This window comes from Myxacorys almedinensis A (assembly GCF_010091945.1).
GTDB lineage: Bacteria > Cyanobacteriota > Cyanobacteriia > Leptolyngbyales > Leptolyngbyaceae > Myxacorys > Myxacorys almedinensis.
Genome location: NZ_WVIE01000012.1, coordinates 82,764 through 102,062, shown reverse-complemented (window position 1 = coordinate 102,062; position 19,299 = coordinate 82,764). Strand labels below are relative to the sequence as shown.

At 47.9% G+C, this 19,299-nt stretch carries 12 protein-coding genes, 1 tRNA gene, 1 CRISPR repeat array and 1 riboswitch; of the genes, 5 read left to right on the top strand and 8 right to left on the bottom strand.

Annotated elements, in window-relative coordinates:
- Positions 1-82 precede the first annotated feature (82 nt).
- The gene (locus GS601_RS12175; RefSeq protein ID WP_162423546.1) at positions 83-571 is read left to right on the top strand and encodes a hypothetical protein; all 489 of its coding nucleotides are present in this window, start codon (positions 83-85) and stop codon (positions 569-571) included.
- Here the strand turns inward: GS601_RS12175 and GS601_RS12170 are convergent.
- The 3 genes from GS601_RS12170 to GS601_RS12135 all read right to left on the bottom strand — a co-directional run bounded on the left by GS601_RS12170 (position 568) and on the right by GS601_RS12135 (position 9,217).
- Entirely contained in the window at positions 568-1,329 is a 762-nt protein-coding gene (locus GS601_RS12170; protein ID WP_162423545.1) for a HEAT repeat domain-containing protein, read from the bottom strand. The two genes, GS601_RS12175 and GS601_RS12170, sit on opposite strands and share 4 nt — an antisense overlap.
- A gap of 443 nt (positions 1,330-1,772) precedes the next feature.
- Positions 1,773-7,393: direct repeats of the CRISPR family, unit length 37 nt; unit sequence CTTTCAACCAAAAAAATCCCGGCAACGGGACTGAAAC.
- Positions 7,394-7,478: 85 nt separating this feature from the next.
- Positions 7,479-8,654, bottom strand: a complete 1,176-nt coding sequence (locus tag GS601_RS12140; RefSeq protein WP_162423544.1) for an IscS subfamily cysteine desulfurase — start codon at positions 8,652-8,654, stop codon at positions 7,479-7,481.
- A gap of 5 nt (positions 8,655-8,659) precedes the next feature.
- The gene (locus GS601_RS12135) at positions 8,660-9,217 is read right to left on the bottom strand and encodes a Uma2 family endonuclease (RefSeq protein WP_162423543.1); all 558 of its coding nucleotides are present in this window, start codon (positions 9,215-9,217) and stop codon (positions 8,660-8,662) included.
- Positions 9,218-9,269: 52 nt separating this feature from the next.
- Here GS601_RS12135 and folK point away from each other — a divergent pair, with 52 nt between their 5' ends.
- Both folK and GS601_RS12125 read left to right on the top strand, forming a co-directional pair.
- Complete coding sequence (gene folK / locus GS601_RS23765) at positions 9,270-10,370, top strand: 2-amino-4-hydroxy-6-hydroxymethyldihydropteridine diphosphokinase (RefSeq protein ID WP_162423542.1); 1,101 nt, start codon at positions 9,270-9,272, stop codon at positions 10,368-10,370.
- A 60-nt stretch (positions 10,371-10,430) separates the two neighbouring features.
- On the top strand, positions 10,431-11,876 hold the full coding sequence (locus tag GS601_RS12125; RefSeq protein WP_162423541.1) for an FAD-binding domain-containing protein: 1,446 nt from the start codon (positions 10,431-10,433) through the stop codon (positions 11,874-11,876).
- A gap of 92 nt (positions 11,877-11,968) precedes the next feature.
- On the opposite strand, the gene GS601_RS12120 is transcribed toward GS601_RS12125, so the two are convergent.
- The gene (locus GS601_RS12120) at positions 11,969-12,403 is read right to left on the bottom strand and encodes a DUF4278 domain-containing protein (RefSeq protein WP_162423540.1); all 435 of its coding nucleotides are present in this window, start codon (positions 12,401-12,403) and stop codon (positions 11,969-11,971) included.
- 38 nt (positions 12,404-12,441) lie between these two features.
- Positions 12,442-12,509: riboswitch (Glutamine riboswitch) on the bottom strand.
- Between the two features lie 371 nt (positions 12,510-12,880).
- Here GS601_RS12120 and GS601_RS12115 point away from each other — a divergent pair.
- Together GS601_RS12115 and GS601_RS22915 are read left to right on the top strand one after the other, a co-directional pair.
- Positions 12,881-14,392 (top strand): glycoside hydrolase family 13 protein, encoded by a 1,512-nt coding sequence (locus tag GS601_RS12115; protein ID WP_162423539.1) that lies wholly within the window; start codon positions 12,881-12,883, stop codon positions 14,390-14,392.
- A gap of 104 nt (positions 14,393-14,496) precedes the next feature.
- Positions 14,497-14,937: a ChaB family protein gene (locus GS601_RS22915; RefSeq protein WP_202925044.1), complete on the top strand. Its 441-nt coding sequence runs from the start codon at positions 14,497-14,499 to the stop codon at positions 14,935-14,937.
- 125 nt (positions 14,938-15,062) lie between these two features.
- Here the strand turns inward: GS601_RS22915 and rnhA are convergent, their stop codons facing one another.
- The 4 genes from rnhA to GS601_RS12090 all read right to left on the bottom strand — a co-directional run bounded on the left by rnhA (position 15,063) and on the right by GS601_RS12090 (position 19,055).
- Entirely contained in the window at positions 15,063-15,869 is an 807-nt protein-coding gene (gene rnhA, locus GS601_RS12105) for a ribonuclease HI (RefSeq protein WP_162423538.1), read from the bottom strand.
- 336 nt (positions 15,870-16,205) lie between these two features.
- Complete coding sequence (locus GS601_RS12100; protein WP_162423537.1) at positions 16,206-17,174, bottom strand: alpha/beta hydrolase; 969 nt, start codon at positions 17,172-17,174, stop codon at positions 16,206-16,208.
- Between the two features lie 548 nt (positions 17,175-17,722).
- Positions 17,723-18,955, bottom strand: coding sequence for an aminotransferase class V-fold PLP-dependent enzyme (locus GS601_RS12095; protein WP_162423536.1), 1,233 nt, complete (start codon positions 18,953-18,955; stop codon positions 17,723-17,725).
- A gap of 28 nt (positions 18,956-18,983) precedes the next feature.
- A tRNA-Asn gene (locus GS601_RS12090) sits at positions 18,984-19,055 on the bottom strand.
- Positions 19,056-19,299: the final 244 nt, after the last annotated feature.

Below are 19,299 nucleotides of genomic sequence, written 5' to 3'. Positions count from 1 at the left end.
ATGTGGATGAATTGGGTCAAGATTTTGAGAGTTTGATATTGTTTGAGTATCTCACTCATTTCTTAAGAGGACGGGTATCGTCATGTCCCACCTTCGTTCCTGGATCGCCGCACTTTCTGTTGCAAAGCTCCGCCAGATTGCGATCGCACCGCCGCTTGCCATCGGTATTGCTGCCGCGATCGCTCTAGCTTCTACGGCTCCGGTTCATGCTCAGTTTGCGAGTTTTGGTCGCTCGTCTGTCCGCGCTACGCCTTATTTTGGGCAATCGCGATCGCGGATTTATCCCCGTGGCAGAACGGTGATTATTCAACGCCCTGCTCATCGCTATTTGTCTTTTCCGGGGCAAAGCGGGTTTTCGAGCCACCGTCGATCGATCCGGCAGCCGTTCTACCATCGATCGCCCACGGTGATTGTGACGCCCGGAGGCAAAACTCGTCGGGTGATTGTTAATCCCAACCGAATTTACAACAAAATTTACGATGGCAGATCTACCTGTGGCACCGCGATCTATGGCAGCCCGATCCCTAGCCCGATTTTGGTGAACCCTCGCACGGGTTTAGCCTGCCGCTAGCTCAGGAAGCCTTCTTGCTCTAGTTCTTCGATGACTTGCAGTCCGCGTGCATCTCCCACTTTCAGCATTGAGGCTTTGGCATCTTCTCGTACGCTAATGTCTTCATCTTCGGCAAACGACTCGATCAGGGCATCGATGGCGGTGGCATAAATTACGTTGGAGGGCAATTCTCGGCACAGTTCTCCCAACGCCCAAGCGCAGTTACTTCGGATCGCGGCGATCGCGTCTCGCCGTAATCCTTCGATCAACGGTGGCACGGCGGCTACCACCACGTCGTAGCCCAAAACAGACAGTTGGGCTAGAGAGCTTGCCGCCCACAGCCTGACGGCGGAAATATCTGTTTTTAGAGCTTCGGTTAGGGTTTTGAGGGATCTGCGATCGCGGCAATTTCCCAGCGCCCACACGATGCCTTTGCGAACATAGCCGTTCCAATCCTGGTCATATTGCCCGATGAGGGGGTCTACCGCGTCTGGACTGGGATTTCTGCCCAAGGCATAGGCCGCGCTCACACGAACCAACGCGCAGGGATCGGTTAACAGAGAAATGAGGTGAGGAATCGCCCGCTCGTCTTGCAGTTCGCAAAACGCTCTAGTCGCCAGCATCCGTTGCTGCACATCTGCCGCCATCAAGAGAGACAACATCTCGTCAGGATCGGGCTTAGGGATGGCAGACTCATCTTCGATCGGCGCAATGTGATCTAGCGGATCGTCTAGCTCTGCGTCGATGCCGAGTACTGTCAGATTATCATCGCTATACATACAAACACTTTACAGCACCAAGGGAAGTGGAAATAGGGTTTAGAGGAGAGGATGCAAGAAATAGAAATAGAAAATTAATATGAGCGCCAAAAATAGTTTTGCTAAATCACTTTTTGGGGAGGTTGCTTCTTTAGGCAGGTGAATTGGGGCAAGGGTTTTAGCGAATATTCCTCCCCATAGGCAGAAACAAAATAATGTGCGTCTCGACAGATAGGGCAGATCGGTCTATCATGAGGGGCAGCCAGGCACAATTATTTTGGCGAACCCAAGCGAGGGTAAAAACCCTGGGAGGTTTGCCAATCGCTAGAACCACGACAATTCAATAGTTATAAGGTTCTACGTATTTTTGTAAGCAAAAAATAGAGGCATGAAATGAAGGTTAAAACAACCTTTGCCAAATGTCGGGTTGAAAACGGCTCCTAAAGCGAGTTTCAGAGGGCGGACTTTCAACCAAAAAAATCCCGGCAACGGGACTGAAACGAACTCGGTTCAAGGGACTTGATGTAAATTTTACGCTTTCAACCAAAAAAATCCCGGCAACGGGACTGAAACGATGTTGATCGGATTGAGGATCCTGTGGATGTTCTTAAAGTAATATGGCTGGCTAACCTTTCAACCAAAAAAATCCCGGCAACGGGACTGAAACGATGTTGATCGGATTGAGGAATGAACAGGGAACAAACTTTCAACCAAAAAAATCCCGGCAACGGGACTGAAACATATGTTTTTTTTTGAATTTTCGTTAACGCACCAAACTTTCAACCAAAAAAATCCCGGCAACGGGACTGAAACTTTTTATTAGAAAATAGTGATTCCTTGCCCACACACGCTTTCAACCAAAAAAATCCCGGCAACGGGACTGAAACCAATTTGATAAAGCTCATCATCTAAATCGATAGCCCTTTCAACCAAAAAAATCCCGGCAACGGGACTGAAACTATTATTCGGATTTGCTGAAATTTGATGCGACACTTCTTTCAACCAAAAAAATCCCGGCAACGGGACTGAAACGATTGTTTCAAAATGATGGGTATGATGGCATCAACCTTTCAACCAAAAAAATCCCGGCAACGGGACTGAAACCTTTTTTTGGCAAGCAACGTTAATTTACTCCCTACTTTCAACCAAAAAAATCCCGGCAACGGGACTGAAACCAATTAAACTGTTTTAATGATGCTTGGATTTCTTCTTTCAACCAAAAAAATCCCGGCAACGGGACTGAAACATTTATACGTCAAAATAACTTTCGCAAAGGTAGCACTTTCAACCAAAAAAATCCCGGCAACGGGACTGAAACGAATCTTGAGCGCAATAGTGGTTGATGGCAAATCCTACTTTCAACCAAAAAAATCCCGGCAACGGGACTGAAACGACGATTGTACAAACGATCGACGTACAGGGAGAGCAACGCCTCTTAACTTTCAACCAAAAAAATCCCGGCAACGGGACTGAAACACATTTGTAAAACCTAATGTTTCACAAACACTTGCCTTTCAACCAAAAAAATCCCGGCAACGGGACTGAAACTGTTCGCTTTGTTAGAAAAGAAAATTCTATTCATCTTTCAACCAAAAAAATCCCGGCAACGGGACTGAAACGATGGTAGAAATCGCAAGTCTCCAAGCGCAATTAGACTTTCAACCAAAAAAATCCCGGCAACGGGACTGAAACATCGAATCGAAAATCCGATTGTTCAAAAGCTTGCAAACTTTCAACCAAAAAAATCCCGGCAACGGGACTGAAACTAGCCGCAATTTGCACACTATATAAATGTGCTAGACTTTCAACCAAAAAAATCCCGGCAACGGGACTGAAACTAAAATAGTAGCCAATCACCAAACTTATCTCAAGACTTTCAACCAAAAAAATCCCGGCAACGGGACTGAAACCGATGGAAGATTGTAAAATCCTAAAACTGTTTTAGAACTTTCAACCAAAAAAATCCCGGCAACGGGACTGAAACATGATAAACATATTAATTGGCTCCTGTGTGTGTTTTCCTTTCAACCAAAAAAATCCCGGCAACGGGACTGAAACATCATCGGGATATTAGGATTGATATCAGCGCCTTCCTTTCAACCAAAAAAATCCCGGCAACGGGACTGAAACGAGCGTATTGCGGACGAAAACAGCGATCGTTTTTTGTTCTTTCAACCAAAAAAATCCCGGCAACGGGACTGAAACCAAGGCGGAATACCGTTTCCACCTGTTAGCATTATTAGCTTTCAACCAAAAAAATCCCGGCAACGGGACTGAAACTATTTTGAGAAGATTGCACAGCGCCAAGAACAAATTCTTTCAACCAAAAAAATCCCGGCAACGGGACTGAAACTCATCTGTAAAAACTCTCACAACATCACGTAATTCCTTTCAACCAAAAAAATCCCGGCAACGGGACTGAAACATCGAATACTCTTTTGAACTGGCAGTATTTTCATAACTTTCAACCAAAAAAATCCCGGCAACGGGACTGAAACAATTGCCCCATATTTGTCTCTCGCTCAATATTGCCTTTCAACCAAAAAAATCCCGGCAACGGGACTGAAACCCCATGCAGGAATCACTTTCTTAGTCTTACTAAAAACTTTCAACCAAAAAAATCCCGGCAACGGGACTGAAACATCGCGAATTTGCATTAAATTTTTCAAACATTTTAAGCTTTCAACCAAAAAAATCCCGGCAACGGGACTGAAACTTTCAATTGATGAATCCACAGGAAGAACAATATCACCTTTCAACCAAAAAAATCCCGGCAACGGGACTGAAACATGAATGCCCTACTTACACGTTTTTCGCTTATCCTCTTTCAACCAAAAAAATCCCGGCAACGGGACTGAAACCCTGCAAAAAGTTATCAAACATCGTAATAATACTTAACTTTCAACCAAAAAAATCCCGGCAACGGGACTGAAACGATAATAAGCGTCCAGAGTTTCATCCACTTCCTCTCTTTCAACCAAAAAAATCCCGGCAACGGGACTGAAACGAGGGACTTGAAGAGTGGAAGCTGAGGCAAATCCACCTTTCAACCAAAAAAATCCCGGCAACGGGACTGAAACTCCAGACAGTTCACCAGGTGTTCATCAGCTTATTTCTTTCAACCAAAAAAATCCCGGCAACGGGACTGAAACGCGTTAGGGGTCGATGTATTGATTGATTGATTTCTAACTTTCAACCAAAAAAATCCCGGCAACGGGACTGAAACTTGCTTGTTGTGCTTTTACATTTACAGGAATGTATACTTTCAACCAAAAAAATCCCGGCAACGGGACTGAAACTCAGAACCAATTGTTTCAAACACTTCAGACCAATGACTTTCAACCAAAAAAATCCCGGCAACGGGACTGAAACACTGCCCCGTCTAAGTGATGCGACGTCGCAAAATGACTTTCAACCAAAAAAATCCCGGCAACGGGACTGAAACTAGCCTTGGTGCCTTGTTCAAGATAAAAGCTATCGTGCTTTCAACCAAAAAAATCCCGGCAACGGGACTGAAACCTTTTTTAATTTGTTCTTGGCGCTGAGCAATCTTCTCAACTTTCAACCAAAAAAATCCCGGCAACGGGACTGAAACGGGTAACACGGGTTTTTGACGTGTTTTGATGAAGGCTGCTTTCAACCAAAAAAATCCCGGCAACGGGACTGAAACGTTAGCCAGCCATTTTACTTTTAGAACATCCACACTTTCAACCAAAAAAATCCCGGCAACGGGACTGAAACCTAACGATGCGGAAATATACACCATGTTCTTCGCTAATACTTTCAACCAAAAAAATCCCGGCAACGGGACTGAAACAAGAACAAGAGCAGCTTCAAACGATCTATTGGATGAGCTTTCAACCAAAAAAATCCCGGCAACGGGACTGAAACATCTATCCGATTACTGGGATGCAGACGGAGATCGGCTTTCAACCAAAAAAATCCCGGCAACGGGACTGAAACTTTGTAGTGTTTCAGGAAACAATCTTTTAGAAAAAATCTTTCAACCAAAAAAATCCCGGCAACGGGACTGAAACCAGCGAATCATGAATGGAATTATCAAAATCATAAACTTTCAACCAAAAAAATCCCGGCAACGGGACTGAAACATAATATGCAAATTTGGAATGTTACATTGAAAAGCTTTCAACCAAAAAAATCCCGGCAACGGGACTGAAACGCAGCTTAGCAGTTGCTTCAATCTCTGGAACAAACGCTTTCAACCAAAAAAATCCCGGCAACGGGACTGAAACACTCCATCAAAAATGAAGGGAAATTAGTAGGGGACTTTCAACCAAAAAAATCCCGGCAACGGGACTGAAACTAACTTTCTATGGGAAATTAACCACAATGGATCAATCTTCTTTCAACCAAAAAAATCCCGGCAACGGGACTGAAACTGTGGGTTTGGCGAAATACGAAAATGGCACTTGGAACCTTTCAACCAAAAAAATCCCGGCAACGGGACTGAAACATATACCTAAAAACTTTGATATTTCTATTTTTCAAGCTTTCAACCAAAAAAATCCCGGCAACGGGACTGAAACATAACTCTGAGTTGGCAATATCCCAAATTAAAATACTTTCAACCAAAAAAATCCCGGCAACGGGACTGAAACTTTTCTGTAAAACGTTGATAAATATCTATTCTTTCGACTTTCAACCAAAAAAATCCCGGCAACGGGACTGAAACAGAAGTTTCTGAACGAACTGAACTTACGCAGATTCTTTCAACCAAAAAAATCCCGGCAACGGGACTGAAACCCGCGTCTTACTTTAGCTTGGGCATTCCTTCTAGCCTTTCAACCAAAAAAATCCCGGCAACGGGACTGAAACTCCCAGCGACGGGTTAGCTACCCCTCTAGGTCCGAGCTTTCAACCAAAAAAATCCCGGCAACGGGACTGAAACCTACTGAGGGGGCGGTGCGCCAACTGCGACCATCGTCACTTTCAACCAAAAAAATCCCGGCAACGGGACTGAAACGTAGTAGAGTGGTTCTGGCACATAGGCAAACTCACCTTTCAACCAAAAAAATCCCGGCAACGGGACTGAAACCCTCTCACGACAGGCTGACTCCTATCGTGCCCCCTTTCAACCAAAAAAATCCCGGCAACGGGACTGAAACTACCCCGTTGCTTCTTGGGTTCTGGCGGTAGCGCACTTTCAACCAAAAAAATCCCGGCAACGGGACTGAAACAGCCTGTGTCAACTGTAAATCCTAAATTCACGTCTCAAGCTTTCAACCAAAAAAATCCCGGCAACGGGACTGAAACACTGGGTTGTTAACGCTTCCATAATTTCTGCCTAATCTTTCAACCAAAAAAATCCCGGCAACGGGACTGAAACAATGTTGAAGCCACAGATGATTATGAGAATGTTTATTGCTGCTTTCAACCAAAAAAATCCCGGCAACGGGACTGAAACAGATCCTGTGTAAGCTGAGAGCGATCGGGTAGTGATTCCTGCTTTCAACCAAAAAAATCCCGGCAACGGGACTGAAACATCAAATATGGTGCGAGTCGCGGGATAGTCAACGCGACTTTCAACCAAAAAAATCCCGGCAACGGGACTGAAACTAATCAGTTGCTCAATCACCGCTTGATCCGAGGCTGCTTTCAACCAAAAAAATCCCGGCAACGGGACTGAAACGTGAGAGTACTCAATCGTGAGATGCAGCTTTCCGCCCTGCTTTCAACCAAAAAAATCCCGGCAACGGGACTGAAACCGCGGAGTTTCGATAAGCTTTGGAACAGTTTTCAGCTTTCAACCAAAAAAATCCCGGCAACGGGACTGAAACTGATATTGTTGAGTCGTAGAGCGTGCTGAATCAGTCTTTCAACCAAAAAAATCCCGGCAACGGGACTGAAACAGAAGATCGCCTCAGTTGCCACTAAATTCAAGGCTTTCAACCAAAAAAATCCCGGCAACGGGACTGAAACCAGAGTGTTGGTATGTTTGGGGCAACTGCTCAGAGGCTTTCAACCAAAAAAATCCCGGCAACGGGACTGAAACGAATAAAAGCGCCCGGTGCGAGTCTCTGAAGTTGACTTTCAACCAAAAAAATCCCGGCAACGGGACTGAAATTCCTATAGGAATTTGAAGCTACGATCGCGCGCTCAACTTTCTACAAGAAGACTTATCATGTGAAGCTATTGCCGATGGAACAGGTTTATCGATCGCGGAGAGATTGAATCGCGTTGATAACGCAGTGGACAGCGCGATCGCACTCTTCTTCAGTATTAAATCGTCCAATTCCAAATCGCAGGGATGCATACGCCAACGAATCTGTTAATCCTAACGCTTGTAACACATGGGATGGTGCAATCTTTGCTGACGTACATGCAGAACCGGATGACACTGCGATCGCTGGCTGCAATGCTAATAGCAATGCTTGTCCATCTACATTTTCTACACTAACGTTGAGATTTCCTGACAATCGTTGAGTGGCATGTCCGTTGAGATAAACCCCGTCTAAGGTTTGAAGAGATTGCCACATGCGATCGCGCAATCTATTGATCCGCTCTGATTCTGATGGCATCTCTTGCAGAGCAATTTCGACCGCTTTACCCAATCCAACAATGAGCGGCGTAGAGAGTGTTCCGGCTCGTAGTCCTCGTTCTTGCCCGCCCCCGTGAAGTTGTGCGGCAAGCTGCACTCGTGGATTTCTACGACGCACGTATAAAGCTCCGATTCCTTTTGCTCCGTAAACTTTGTGAGCGGTAAGCGACATGAGATCGATCTTCATTGCCTCCACATTGAGGGGAATTTTGCCGATCGCTTGGGCGGCGTCGGTGTGAAAGAGAATGTTGCGATCCTTCGGAGCTTGGCAACGCCAATCGTGGCACAATGCCCCAATCTCGGCAAGCGGTTGCAGCACTCCGATCTCATTGTTGGCGGCCATCACAGACACTAAAATGGTATCGTCTCGCAGGGCTTTTTCTAATGTCACTAAATCCATCAGTCCATCAGCTTGAACTGGCAGAAAGGTAATCTCAAACCCAAGCGATTCTAAATAGCGACACGGATCAAGAACAGCGTTATGCTCGGTTTGCAGCGTGATGATGTGTTTTCCTCGACTGAAATACGATTCTGCAACACCTTTGATCGCTAAATTATTGGCTTCCGTTGCACCACTGGTGAAGATAATTTCTTCTGGAGTTGCACCAATGGCGTTAGCTAAAATCTCTCGTGCCTGCGCGATCGCGGCTTCGGCTTCCCATCCATACGCATGACCAACACTGGAGGCATTGCCAAAATGCTCGGTAAAGTAAGGCAACATCGCAGCTAACACGCGATCGTCAACGGGTGTAGTGGCGTGACAATCGAGATAAATTGGGCGATTCATAAGCGTTACAGCAGTTTCTTTAATGCGATCGTAAACCCTGAAACCACATCTTCGCCATTCAACACAGCATCGGCGGGATACTGGGTGATAGAGCGATCGGCGCGATAAGCGTACGCACATTGATGCTGACGATCGACTAGCCATCCTAACCGAACGCCATTTTCGATATACTCTTGCATCTTTTCTTGCAAAACTTCCAACGAATCAGATTTAGAGCGGATCTCAATCACAAAGTCAGGAGCTAAAGGAATAAACTTATCTTCTTCCTCATCCCAATTGTCAGCCAGTCGCCCTTTTGCAACAAAGGCAGCATCGGGGGAACGAAGCGCCCCATTGGGCAGCCGAAAGCCACCACTTGAGCTAAAAACTTCGCCTAGATCGTGGTCTTCTACCCAATTCAACAGGTAAGCTCCCGCCTTTAGTTCTCGATTACTTGAAATTCCACCCGTTGGAGCCATCGCAACAACTGTCCCATCTGCGTTTTGTTCAAATCGCAATTCCGGGTTTTTAGAACTCATGAGCATCAGTTCTTCATCGGTGACGGTGGATATTGTGTTTTCCATTGCGTTCTCCCGAAATGCAGCTTAAGTTGACTATAAAAGATTTCGGCAAGCTATGGCACAACGTGCAGTTTCTCCAACATTGAGTCAGGCATTGAGTCAGGCGCTGATCGCCCTCGGCAGCAATTTGGGCGATTCTTACACTATTTTAGAATCTGCTTTAGAAACGTTAAATCAAATCCCAGGAATTCAAGTAGAGGCGCGATCGCAGTGGTACAAAACAAAACCGATCGGACCGCCTCAGCCCGATTATCTCAACGGATGCGCCTTGCTTCAAACCATCTTCACACCGCCTCAGCTACTTACTCAATTGCTCACGATCGAAACTCACTTCGGTCGCCAACGCCACGAACGCTGGGGCGCACGTACCCTTGACTTAGACCTACTCCTGTTTGATGATGTAATCCTGCAAACCCCTGATTTGCAAATTCCCCATCCTCGGATGGCTGAAAGGGCATTCGTCCTCGTGCCCCTCGCCGAGATTGCCCCAAATTGGGTCGAGCCGCGATCGCAGCGCTCAATTTCAGACCTTGCCCATGCGATCGACGCCGCCGACATTCAACCGTTCCCCTCCTCATCCCCCACCCCCAAAAAACCAATGCCTCTGGGTTCAGAACCACCCCAACTTCTCAAACAACGCCTCACCTATAAAGGTCGCAAATTTGGATTTGAAGTCAGCCGGTTACGTTTGCCCAACCAATCAGAAGGCGAGTGGGAATGTATCCGTCATCCCGGCGGGGCGTTGGTCATTCCCGTAACCTCCGAGGGCAAACTCGTCTTAGTCAAGCAATATCGCTTTGCCGTGCAAGGACGCTTGCTAGAGTTTCCTGCTGGAACCGTAGAACTGAGTGAAAAACCGTTAGAAACGGTGCAACGTGAAATCGAAGAGGAAACTGGGTATCGAGGCAAGCAATGGCAGAAGTTGGGTGAATTCTTCTTGGCTCCGGGCTATTCAGATGAAGTAATTTATGCGTTTTTGGCAACAGATTTAGAACCGTTAGAGCATCCTCCTGATCAAGATGAAGATGAGGATATTGAAACCGTCTTGATGACGCCCGAAGCTGTTGAGAAGGCAATTTATGTAGGCGATCTGAGCGACTCGAAATCAATTTCGAGCTTTATGCTGGCACGTCCGCTTCTGTTCGGCAGTGTGTAGGGCACAACACAGCAGGATTTGCTAGGGTAAAGGCGTTGGTAACGCTGTGATCCCCCTAGTATGTCTGATTTAGTTTTGTTTTGGCATCGTCGAGACCTGCGAATTTCGGATAATCTAGGCTTGGCAATGGCGCGGCAACGTAGCCCCAAAGTCGTCAGTGTGTTTTGTCTCGATCCCAATATTCTCGATCGCGATGATGTTGCCCCTGCCCGCGTGACCTATATGATCGGCAGTCTGCGATCGCTCCAAGATCGTTATGCCCAAGTCGGCGGACAACTCTTCATTCTCAACGCCGATCCGCGCCAAGGGGTTCCTCAGTTAGCCACAGCGCTAGGGGCGAAAGCGGTATTCTTTAATTGGGATGTCGAACCCTATGCTCATGAGCGCGATCGCGCCGTGATCTCAGCCCTCAACGACGCCAAAATCGAAGTCACAACCTGCTGGGATCAACTGCTGCACTCGCCCGAAGAAATTCAATCGGGTTCCGGTGCCCCCTACACCGTTTATTCACCGTTTTGGAAGAATTGGAGCAGTAAATCAAAAGCTGAGCCTGCACCCGATCTCAAGACGGTAGAAGGTTTATCCGACCGCGAACTGGCAGAGGCACAATCCGCAGGAACGATCGCACTGCCCACCGCAAAAGAATTAGGCTTTGTTTGGGATAATCCCTTGATGCTCGATCCCGGAGAGCAAGCCGCACAAGAGCGGTTAGACGAATTTTGTTCGCGCGCGATCGCAAACTACCGAGACCAGCGCAACTATCCCGCTCAACTTGGAACCTCGCTCTTGAGTGCCGCCTTAAAATTTGGTGTGATCGGCGTCCGTACGCTGTGGGCAGCAACGGTTGATGCAACCAAACAGAGCCGCAGCGATGAAACGAAAGAAAATATTCGCGTGTGGCGGCAAGAAATTGCCTGGCGAGAATTTTATCAACATGCGCTGTACTTCTTTCCCGAACTCGCAGAAGGTGCGTATCGAAAAGTATTAAAAACCTTTCCGTGGGAGAACAACGAGACATATTTTCAAGCATGGTGCGACGGGAAAACCGGATATCCCATCGTTGATGCTGCCATGCGCCAGATGAACGAAACCGGTTGGATGCACAATCGCTGTCGCATGATCGTTGCCAGTTTCCTCACTAAAGATCTCGTTGTTGATTATCGTTTAGGCGAGAAATATTTCATGCAACGGCTCTACGATGGTGACTTATCAGCCAACAATGGTGGCTGGCAGTGGAGTACATCGAGCGGCATGGATCCGAAACCGTTGCGAATTTTTAACCCAGCGAGTCAGGCAAAAAAATTTGACCCTGATGGTGAATATATTCGAGAGTGGCTGCCAGAATTGCGGCGAGTTGAAACCGAGCATTTGATTGCTGGAAAAATCGATGATGATGAGCGCGATCGTGCAGGCTACCCAAAACCGATCATTGATCACGTCGTGCAACAGCGCAAATTCAAAGAGATGTATCAGCAGCAAAAGCAGATAACCACCGAAAACGGCTAGCTGACAAAGCTGTGTATAAAAAATAGTCCATACATAAAAAAGGGGCGTTCGAGTGAACGTCCCGACAGAGCGTATGGAGTGCTGCAAAAATGTTACACAAGCTGACGTTGCTCTGCTTCTAGCAATGCTAACAGCGCTTGGTCACCCGTCTCTTCGGCAATTTGAATGCGACGCTGTAGATTGCGCTCTAGGTTTGCCCGATGCACCGCCGCCAAGTCTCTAGACCCTGCGATCGCATAAGAGATGCGATCGGGCACGCTGACAGGTTGGTTGACGCTTCGGGTCGAACGGGCGATCGCCATCCGCTCTTGGTTGGCAAGGTAGTAGCGATCGCCGCGATAGCTCAACTGGTAAGCAGACCGAGGGATATAAGTTGTCTGTGCAGGTTGAGTTGGGTCAAACCGATAGGTGCTACCGCGATAGGCTAAAACAAACGGCTCTCGAACACTATCAAATCGCTGAGCGTCAATGCGGCTAGGATGCGTTGGGTCAGCTTCGTAAGTGGAACCACGGTAGGTTAATTTCATAATCGCCTCTGAGATAAGCAGCGTAGGTAGGGTGATGAGGCGCGTTCCTTCAGGAGAACTCCTTACTTCCGTCTTGTTCGGCTTTTGCGTACTAAAGATGAACGTATCTATCTGTATTATAAGATACCCTTTTGGGGGTTTTATAAGATAATACAAAGCTATACAAATCTAGATTCGCTCACAATCTATCTAATACCAAATTAATCTGTAAATGCTACAGACGTGCGATCCCAACCCCTCCTGGGTCAGGAGAGGAGCCGGAAAGTCTCTCCTGAGCAAGGGGGGATGCCGTAGGCAGGGGGGCGAGGAGATCTGTCGCAGTGAAAAATCAATTGGGTATAAAAGTCTTAAAAATGCGGGATGACGAAAAGCTAGCTGCCTACCCTACTTTTCTATTGAGAGTTAGATCTATCGAGAGTTAGACTGCGATCGCGGTGGGGATCAGTACCGTAAGCAAGGACGGTACAAAAAATAGCTATGCACATTCATACGCCCGATTGGGTCAAACACGCAGTTTTCTACCAAATTTTCCCGGATCGCTTTGCCCACAGTCAAACCCCACACAAGCGCTTGCTCGAAGGTGCTCGGTGGGAAGATTGGCACGCGATGCCGACGCTGCAAGGCTACAAAGGCGGCGACTTGTGGGGCGTGATCGAAAAGCTCGACTACCTTCAAGATTTGGGCATCACCGCTATTTATTTCACGCCGATTTTTCAATCTGCTAGCAACCATCGCTACCACACCCACGATTACTATCAGGTTGATCCGCTTTTGGGTGGCAATGCGGCGTTTCAAGCCCTGTTAGACGAAGCGCACCGACGCAAGATTAAAGTTGTGCTTGATGGCGTGTTCAATCATTCAAGTCGCGGCTTTTTCTTCTTTCATGATGTATTAGAAAACGGTTCTCATTCGCCCTGGGTAGATTGGTTTAGAATTCATGAATTTCCCGTCAATCCTTACAACGGTGACTATCCCGCTAACTATGAAGGTTGGGCAGACAATCGAGCACTGCCCGTGTTCAATCACGACAATCCTGAAGTGCGGGAATACATCATGGAGATTGCCGAACATTGGATTAAGTTGGGCATTGATGGCTGGCGGTTGGATGTGCCGTTTGAGGTGAAAACGCCAGGATTTTGGCAAGAGTTCCGCGATCGCGTTAAAGCCATTAATCCAGATGCTTATATTGTGGGCGAGGTGTGGCACGATTCACGCCCCTGGCTCGATGGCACTCAGTTTGACGGCGTAATGAATTATTTGTTTACTGGCCCGACGATCGCGTTTGCCGCCGGCGATCGCGTTGTCATGGAACAAGTGCAAAGCCGTGATTATCAGCCCTATCCACCCTTGTTTGCACCAGAATATGCCGACAAAATGCAAGCATTACTCAACCTCTATCCTTGGGAGATTCAACTCACGCAGCTAAATTTGCTTGCTAGTCACGATACAGCGCGGCTGATGACCATTGCAGGGAGCGATCGCGCTAGCGTCCAGCTTTCTACGCTATTACTACTCACATTTCCGGGTGCGCCTAGCATTTACTACGGAGATGAAGTTGGGCTACCGGGCGCGATCGATCCAGACTCCCGACGCGGCTTTCCCCTCGAAGCCAACTGGGATACTGAGATTTATGAGTGCCATCGTCAGTTGATTGCTTTGCGCCATGCTCACCCGGCATTGCAGACTGGAGAATATAAGGTTATTTATGCCCAGGGAACAACCTATGTCTTTGCGCGCTTAGCCCAGCGCCAACCTTCAAAGGAACTCGCTCAATCAAACGCTGAACCCTCGATCGGTTCTGATGAAGTGATTGTTGCCCTCAATGTCGGCACCTCTAAGGTAAACGCTCAGATCGACTTGTCGAATCTGGGGCTAATGTCAAAACCAAATAAGATTCTCTACGGTTCTGCCTCTATGGAATGGGCAGAAGAAGCCCAGTTAACGCTGAGGTTGCCCGCCCGATCGGGGTGCATCTTAGCCCAGGTTTGATCTCTATACGAAGGTAGAGAAGCAATCTTGCTTTAGGCACGATGGCGAGCCAATAGGTCTTGGCTACTATTACGTTTGAGATAAAAATTTAGGAGTTATTCATTATGACATCCGAGCAAAACATTGATGTGAGCAATGCCCAAGGTGAAACTGGCGATCGCGCTAATTCAAACCCCCAGCTTGACGCTAACGAAAAACAGCTAGAGCTTGTAAACAAGCAAGGAGATGGAGTTGACCAGGCTGATTTAGCCAAGCCCCAGACCTCGGCAGATCGCGAAGCTGCGAAACGCGATGATGTGGATGAGCAAGGCAAGGATAAGCTACCGTCCGAGGTGACGGATAAGCTGATGGATGGTGCAGACCAAATTTTTATGGCAGCCTTCAAAAATGGTCAGGGCGATGGTCTGAGCCGCGAAGCCGCTCTTCAAGTGGCGTGGAATAGTATCAAACAAGGCTTTGTCCGCCATGATGATGGCAGTTGGCATCGTAAGACATCGCCGGATGATCGAGTCCTTGGTTCTGGTGTGGGCGGCAGTGCCAGCTAAGGTGTAACCCCCTCCGCTAGGATTTAGTGCGATTTCGCTTGGGTCTCCCCCACTTACACTCAGCAACACGGTAGAGACGAAATCCAGCGTTTCTACCGTTTTTAGGTGCCAAAACTTCCGGTGGCTTAATCTACCCGTTCTAGCTGCCAAAGAATCTGATTGCCTTCCCGACGAACTCTAGACACAACCCAATTGCGCCATACCCAGTTATCACCCCGGCTAGTGACCGCACTGGCGTTGATATCCATGAGATCTGCAAGTTCTGAACTTGTGATTAGGTAGCCTTTGGCAGCAATCTCGTCTGCCATGTGCAGCATATCAACCGAGTTACGCAAATTGGCAACTCGAATTTCGCGAGGAACATTATCTAAACTGTCGTTAGGTTTGCTCTCGTCGGAAGTAGCCACGCTTAGGGATTGAGCGTCTATCATGTCTAAATTAGCCCCCTGTTGATGAGAATCGAGGGTTTTCAATTCAGGGATCTTCCCTAAGGAAAAGGCGCGGGCGATCGCATCACATCGCTCATTGCCCACGTCGCCTGAATGCCCTCGAACATAACGCCACTCAACTTGACTCGAATTGAATTGATCTAGTATCTCCCATAATTCTTGATTCAGGACGGGCTTTCCGGTCGAGGTTTTCCAGCCTTTTTTCTTCCAGCCGCCAATCCATTTAGTGATGCCGTTTTTGACGTATTCGCTGTCTGTGTAAAGAATAATGGGGTCACGCTGCCCAGAGTCGGCAAGATAGCTAAGACCCGCGATCGCGGCTTGCATTTCCATGCGGTTGTTGGTGGTGTCTCTCTCGCTGCCGCCCAATTCTTGCACGGCTCCGCCTTCAAAATAAATCACCGTTCCCCAGCCGCCAGGTCCCGGATTGCCAGAACATGCGCCATCGGTGTAGATGGATTGAATTCGATTGAAAGAGTTCATCTGTATCACTGTTGCTGTGAGGTATTTAGACTATCACAGAAGCGCTTGAAGATACCTTTTTTGCCTGCATGAAAGCATAGTTCTTGAAAGCCTAGTAGATTGTCAACGTTGAGTGGATGGGTAGAGGGGTGAGATGGGTAGATGGAGATGTTACCCATCCACTCATCCACCCATCCACTCATCGATTCCCAGTGTCATCATTTCAATCTTGACAGACCACTAGTTCTCATAGCCAGATTTGCCCTCACCTCTGCATCTTGAGAGATGAGGTTAAACAATTGCTCATAAACAATCATAGGACTTACGCATTTGAAAAACCGTTGCGTAAGTCCTGAATCACTCAAACGATGAATCCTTTGGCTGCGATCGCAGATGGGTTGAGTAAAGTTGTTCTAGCGATTCCTCCACCTGATCGCCTTGGGCGATCGCTAGCACATAGGGCATTGCTTCTGCCCAGGTCAACGGGCTGCTTACATACGCCTGCGCGATCGCAATCACCAAATCTTGATGTTCATTGCCTTCGGCTGCCGTCATCATGTTGTGCTCGATGTCTAACGTCTCATCAAAACAGATATACCAGCAGCGTGACTGGTGCTGAAGTGCCCTGTGGAATAAGGTTTCGAGATCGGATAGATTAATGGCGCGATCGCGCTCACTGGTCACCACTAACGAAGGCGCGATCGGGCGCGTTTTTAGCTGTTCTAGCAGGTCTTGCCCAAACTCTAGAAAGATTCGCAAAGCAGGCATTCTAAAGCCTGGATAGCCAAAACTCACCACTTCTGGGTCTGGTCGCCAGGTGAAGTAGATATCCAACGTTTGCACGACCCAATCGACGAGCACATTGGTATTCGCGTAGTAGGGCGAGAACAGCAGCGCTCGGTCGATGACTTGGGGATATTCAACAGCGAGCCACATTGCCAGCGTTCCCCCGCCAGAAAGTCCGCCGACTACGACTGCTTCACCAAAGTATTTGGCATACTCTAGCCACTCGATCGCAAAAGTTTGATAGATGGAAATGTCTTCTGGTAATGGCGGCGGGTTCTCTGGGTTCCAGTCTCCGGCTTGCCCGTGCCCTGGCATGAGGGGAATGATAACGTTGTGACCTGCTTGAAATAAGGCTTCTGCAATGGGAACAAACTGCTGCGGAATCGCTGTAAAGCCATGAAAAAAGAGAATCACTTTTTCGGTGGGCTGCGATCGCAAAAAAAATCGAGACCGACTCGATTCACCGTTTAACCGTAGGGTCTCTTCGTGCGATCGCGTTTTTTCAATGATTTCCGTTGCCCTTGCAGAATAGGTTGCCATAATGTTTAGCGTCTAGTGCTTGTCAAGATTTGCGATCGTAATATAAAAGTTCAATCAATGTGCGATCGCACGGCTCAGAACATTTGCACTCCCAAAACGTTAGGCTCTAGTTTCTCCAAGCATCAAGGCGGTTATTCGTAGTGCTGTTGAGATTCCCAAGTTGTCAGTAAACACCGCTCCAGCAGTTCGACTCTATAGTGATACCAAAACCGCTTAGGGCTCAAGATCAGAGGGCAAACTTGGTGGAACAACGGCTGATTGAGATATTGCCAAACCGGAAACTGAAGCTTATGAGATACGAAGAGCATGAGGATTAGGTCAGGGTAGGAGTGATGGGCAACCCCTCGTAGAGCCAAATTCATTCTTGTGACTTGAAGAGCGCCTTCATCACCGAATCACGAATGACGACTTACTTTGTTTGCCTTCTCTAAGATGCCCAATTCGCTGTTTCACTCTCTTGGTAAGGATCGCGGAATCTGATCAAAAAATGAGTGAACAAAGATCTGTAATTCTTGGGATGAAGATTTGGAGGTCGAGCAAATAGCGCCTTAGTTGGCAAAAAGTGTGAGCAGCGATCGCCCCAAATAGGCATACTGATCCAGCGTGTTGTAGAGTTGTGCCGAAATTCTCACGAGTCGCTTGGGTGGGTTGGGATAGGGCACAATGGGGACTTCGATCTGAAACTCGTCCCACAGGGCATTTTGAAGCTGAGTGTAAGACCCATCCGGCAGGGGAATTGTCGCTAGTGAACCGAGCATCTCTTCTGGGCAAGGTGGCTCAACCTGGAGCAGATCGCAGAGCAACGTTCGTGCTGCGATCGCTTTGTCTCGGTTGTTAGCTCTCAATTCTGCCCAGCCTCCTGGCAAAAGCAACCCCATCCACTCAATTGCCTTGGCAACGCTGAGATAAGCGGTGGGGTCGTCGGTTCCCATCCAATCAAACTCCAGTTGAAAGCGAGAGCGACCTTCCCCCAAAGGAGCAACGCCAACGCGCCGAGGAGAATTTGCCCCATGACTAATCGTGAGCGGGCGAATGGCATCTTGTCTGTCTCGCTGAACATAGAGAAACGCCGCTCCTTTAGGGCTGCAAAGCCATTTGTGACAGTTTCCGGTGTAGTAGGTTGCGCCAATGTCGTGGAGACTGAGCGGAACCATGCCCGGCGCGTGGGCACCATCGACTAGCGTCTCAACACCTCGTTGAGTGAGGGCTTGGACAAGGCGTGCGATCGGCAAGACTAACCCTGTCTGACTGGTAATGTGATCGAGGAGAGCTAACCGCGTTTTTGACGAAACGGCTTGCAAAATAGGTTCGATCACTTGATCAGCAGAGGCGATAGGGTAAGGCACATCCGCAATAACAACGGTTGCTCCTGTTCGCTCTGCTACAAAATCAAGTGCATTGCGGCACGCGTTGTATTCCTGATTGGTGGTCAAAAGTTCGTCATTAGGGGTGAAGGGGAGCGATCGCAGCACCGCATTTACCCCAGTCGTCGCGTTTGGAACGAAGACTAGATCTTCAGACGCGCTACCCACAAATTTAGCCAGGGTTTGGCGGGTCTCGTCCAACAGCGTTTCAAAATCTCTTGAGAAAAATAAAAGAGGCTGCTGCTCTAATCGCTGCCGCAATGTTTGCTGAAATTCTAAAACCGGGATCGGACATGCCCCAAACGACCCATGGTTGAGGAATGTAACCTCTGAATCCAGCAACCAAAGCTGCCTAAAGTCAGAAGGCTGAAGTTTGCTGCTGTCATCCGCCTGTGCGCCAGCCTTGCCGTGAGGCATACTCCCGCTTTTGTCCCCTTCTAATAAACTCCCCAGGCAGGATTCGAACCTGCGACCAATCGATTAACAGTCGACCGCTCTACCACTGAGCTACTGAGGAACGTTGCTCTTCGCGAATATCATAATAACGACAAACCTGAAACTTTGGCAAGGTTTTTTGTGAGGATTCAGTAATTCTCAGGGCGAGTTCTGGTAATTCAAACCGTTGGAATGGGGTAATGCATGGCTGTCTAGATGCTTGCCGCAGTAGATACAGTGCAGTAGATGCCGATGCCAAGCTCGTGTCTATGGCTTCCTGCTCTATAGAGTAGGGAGTAGAGTAGGGAGTGACTCAGCATCAAGGC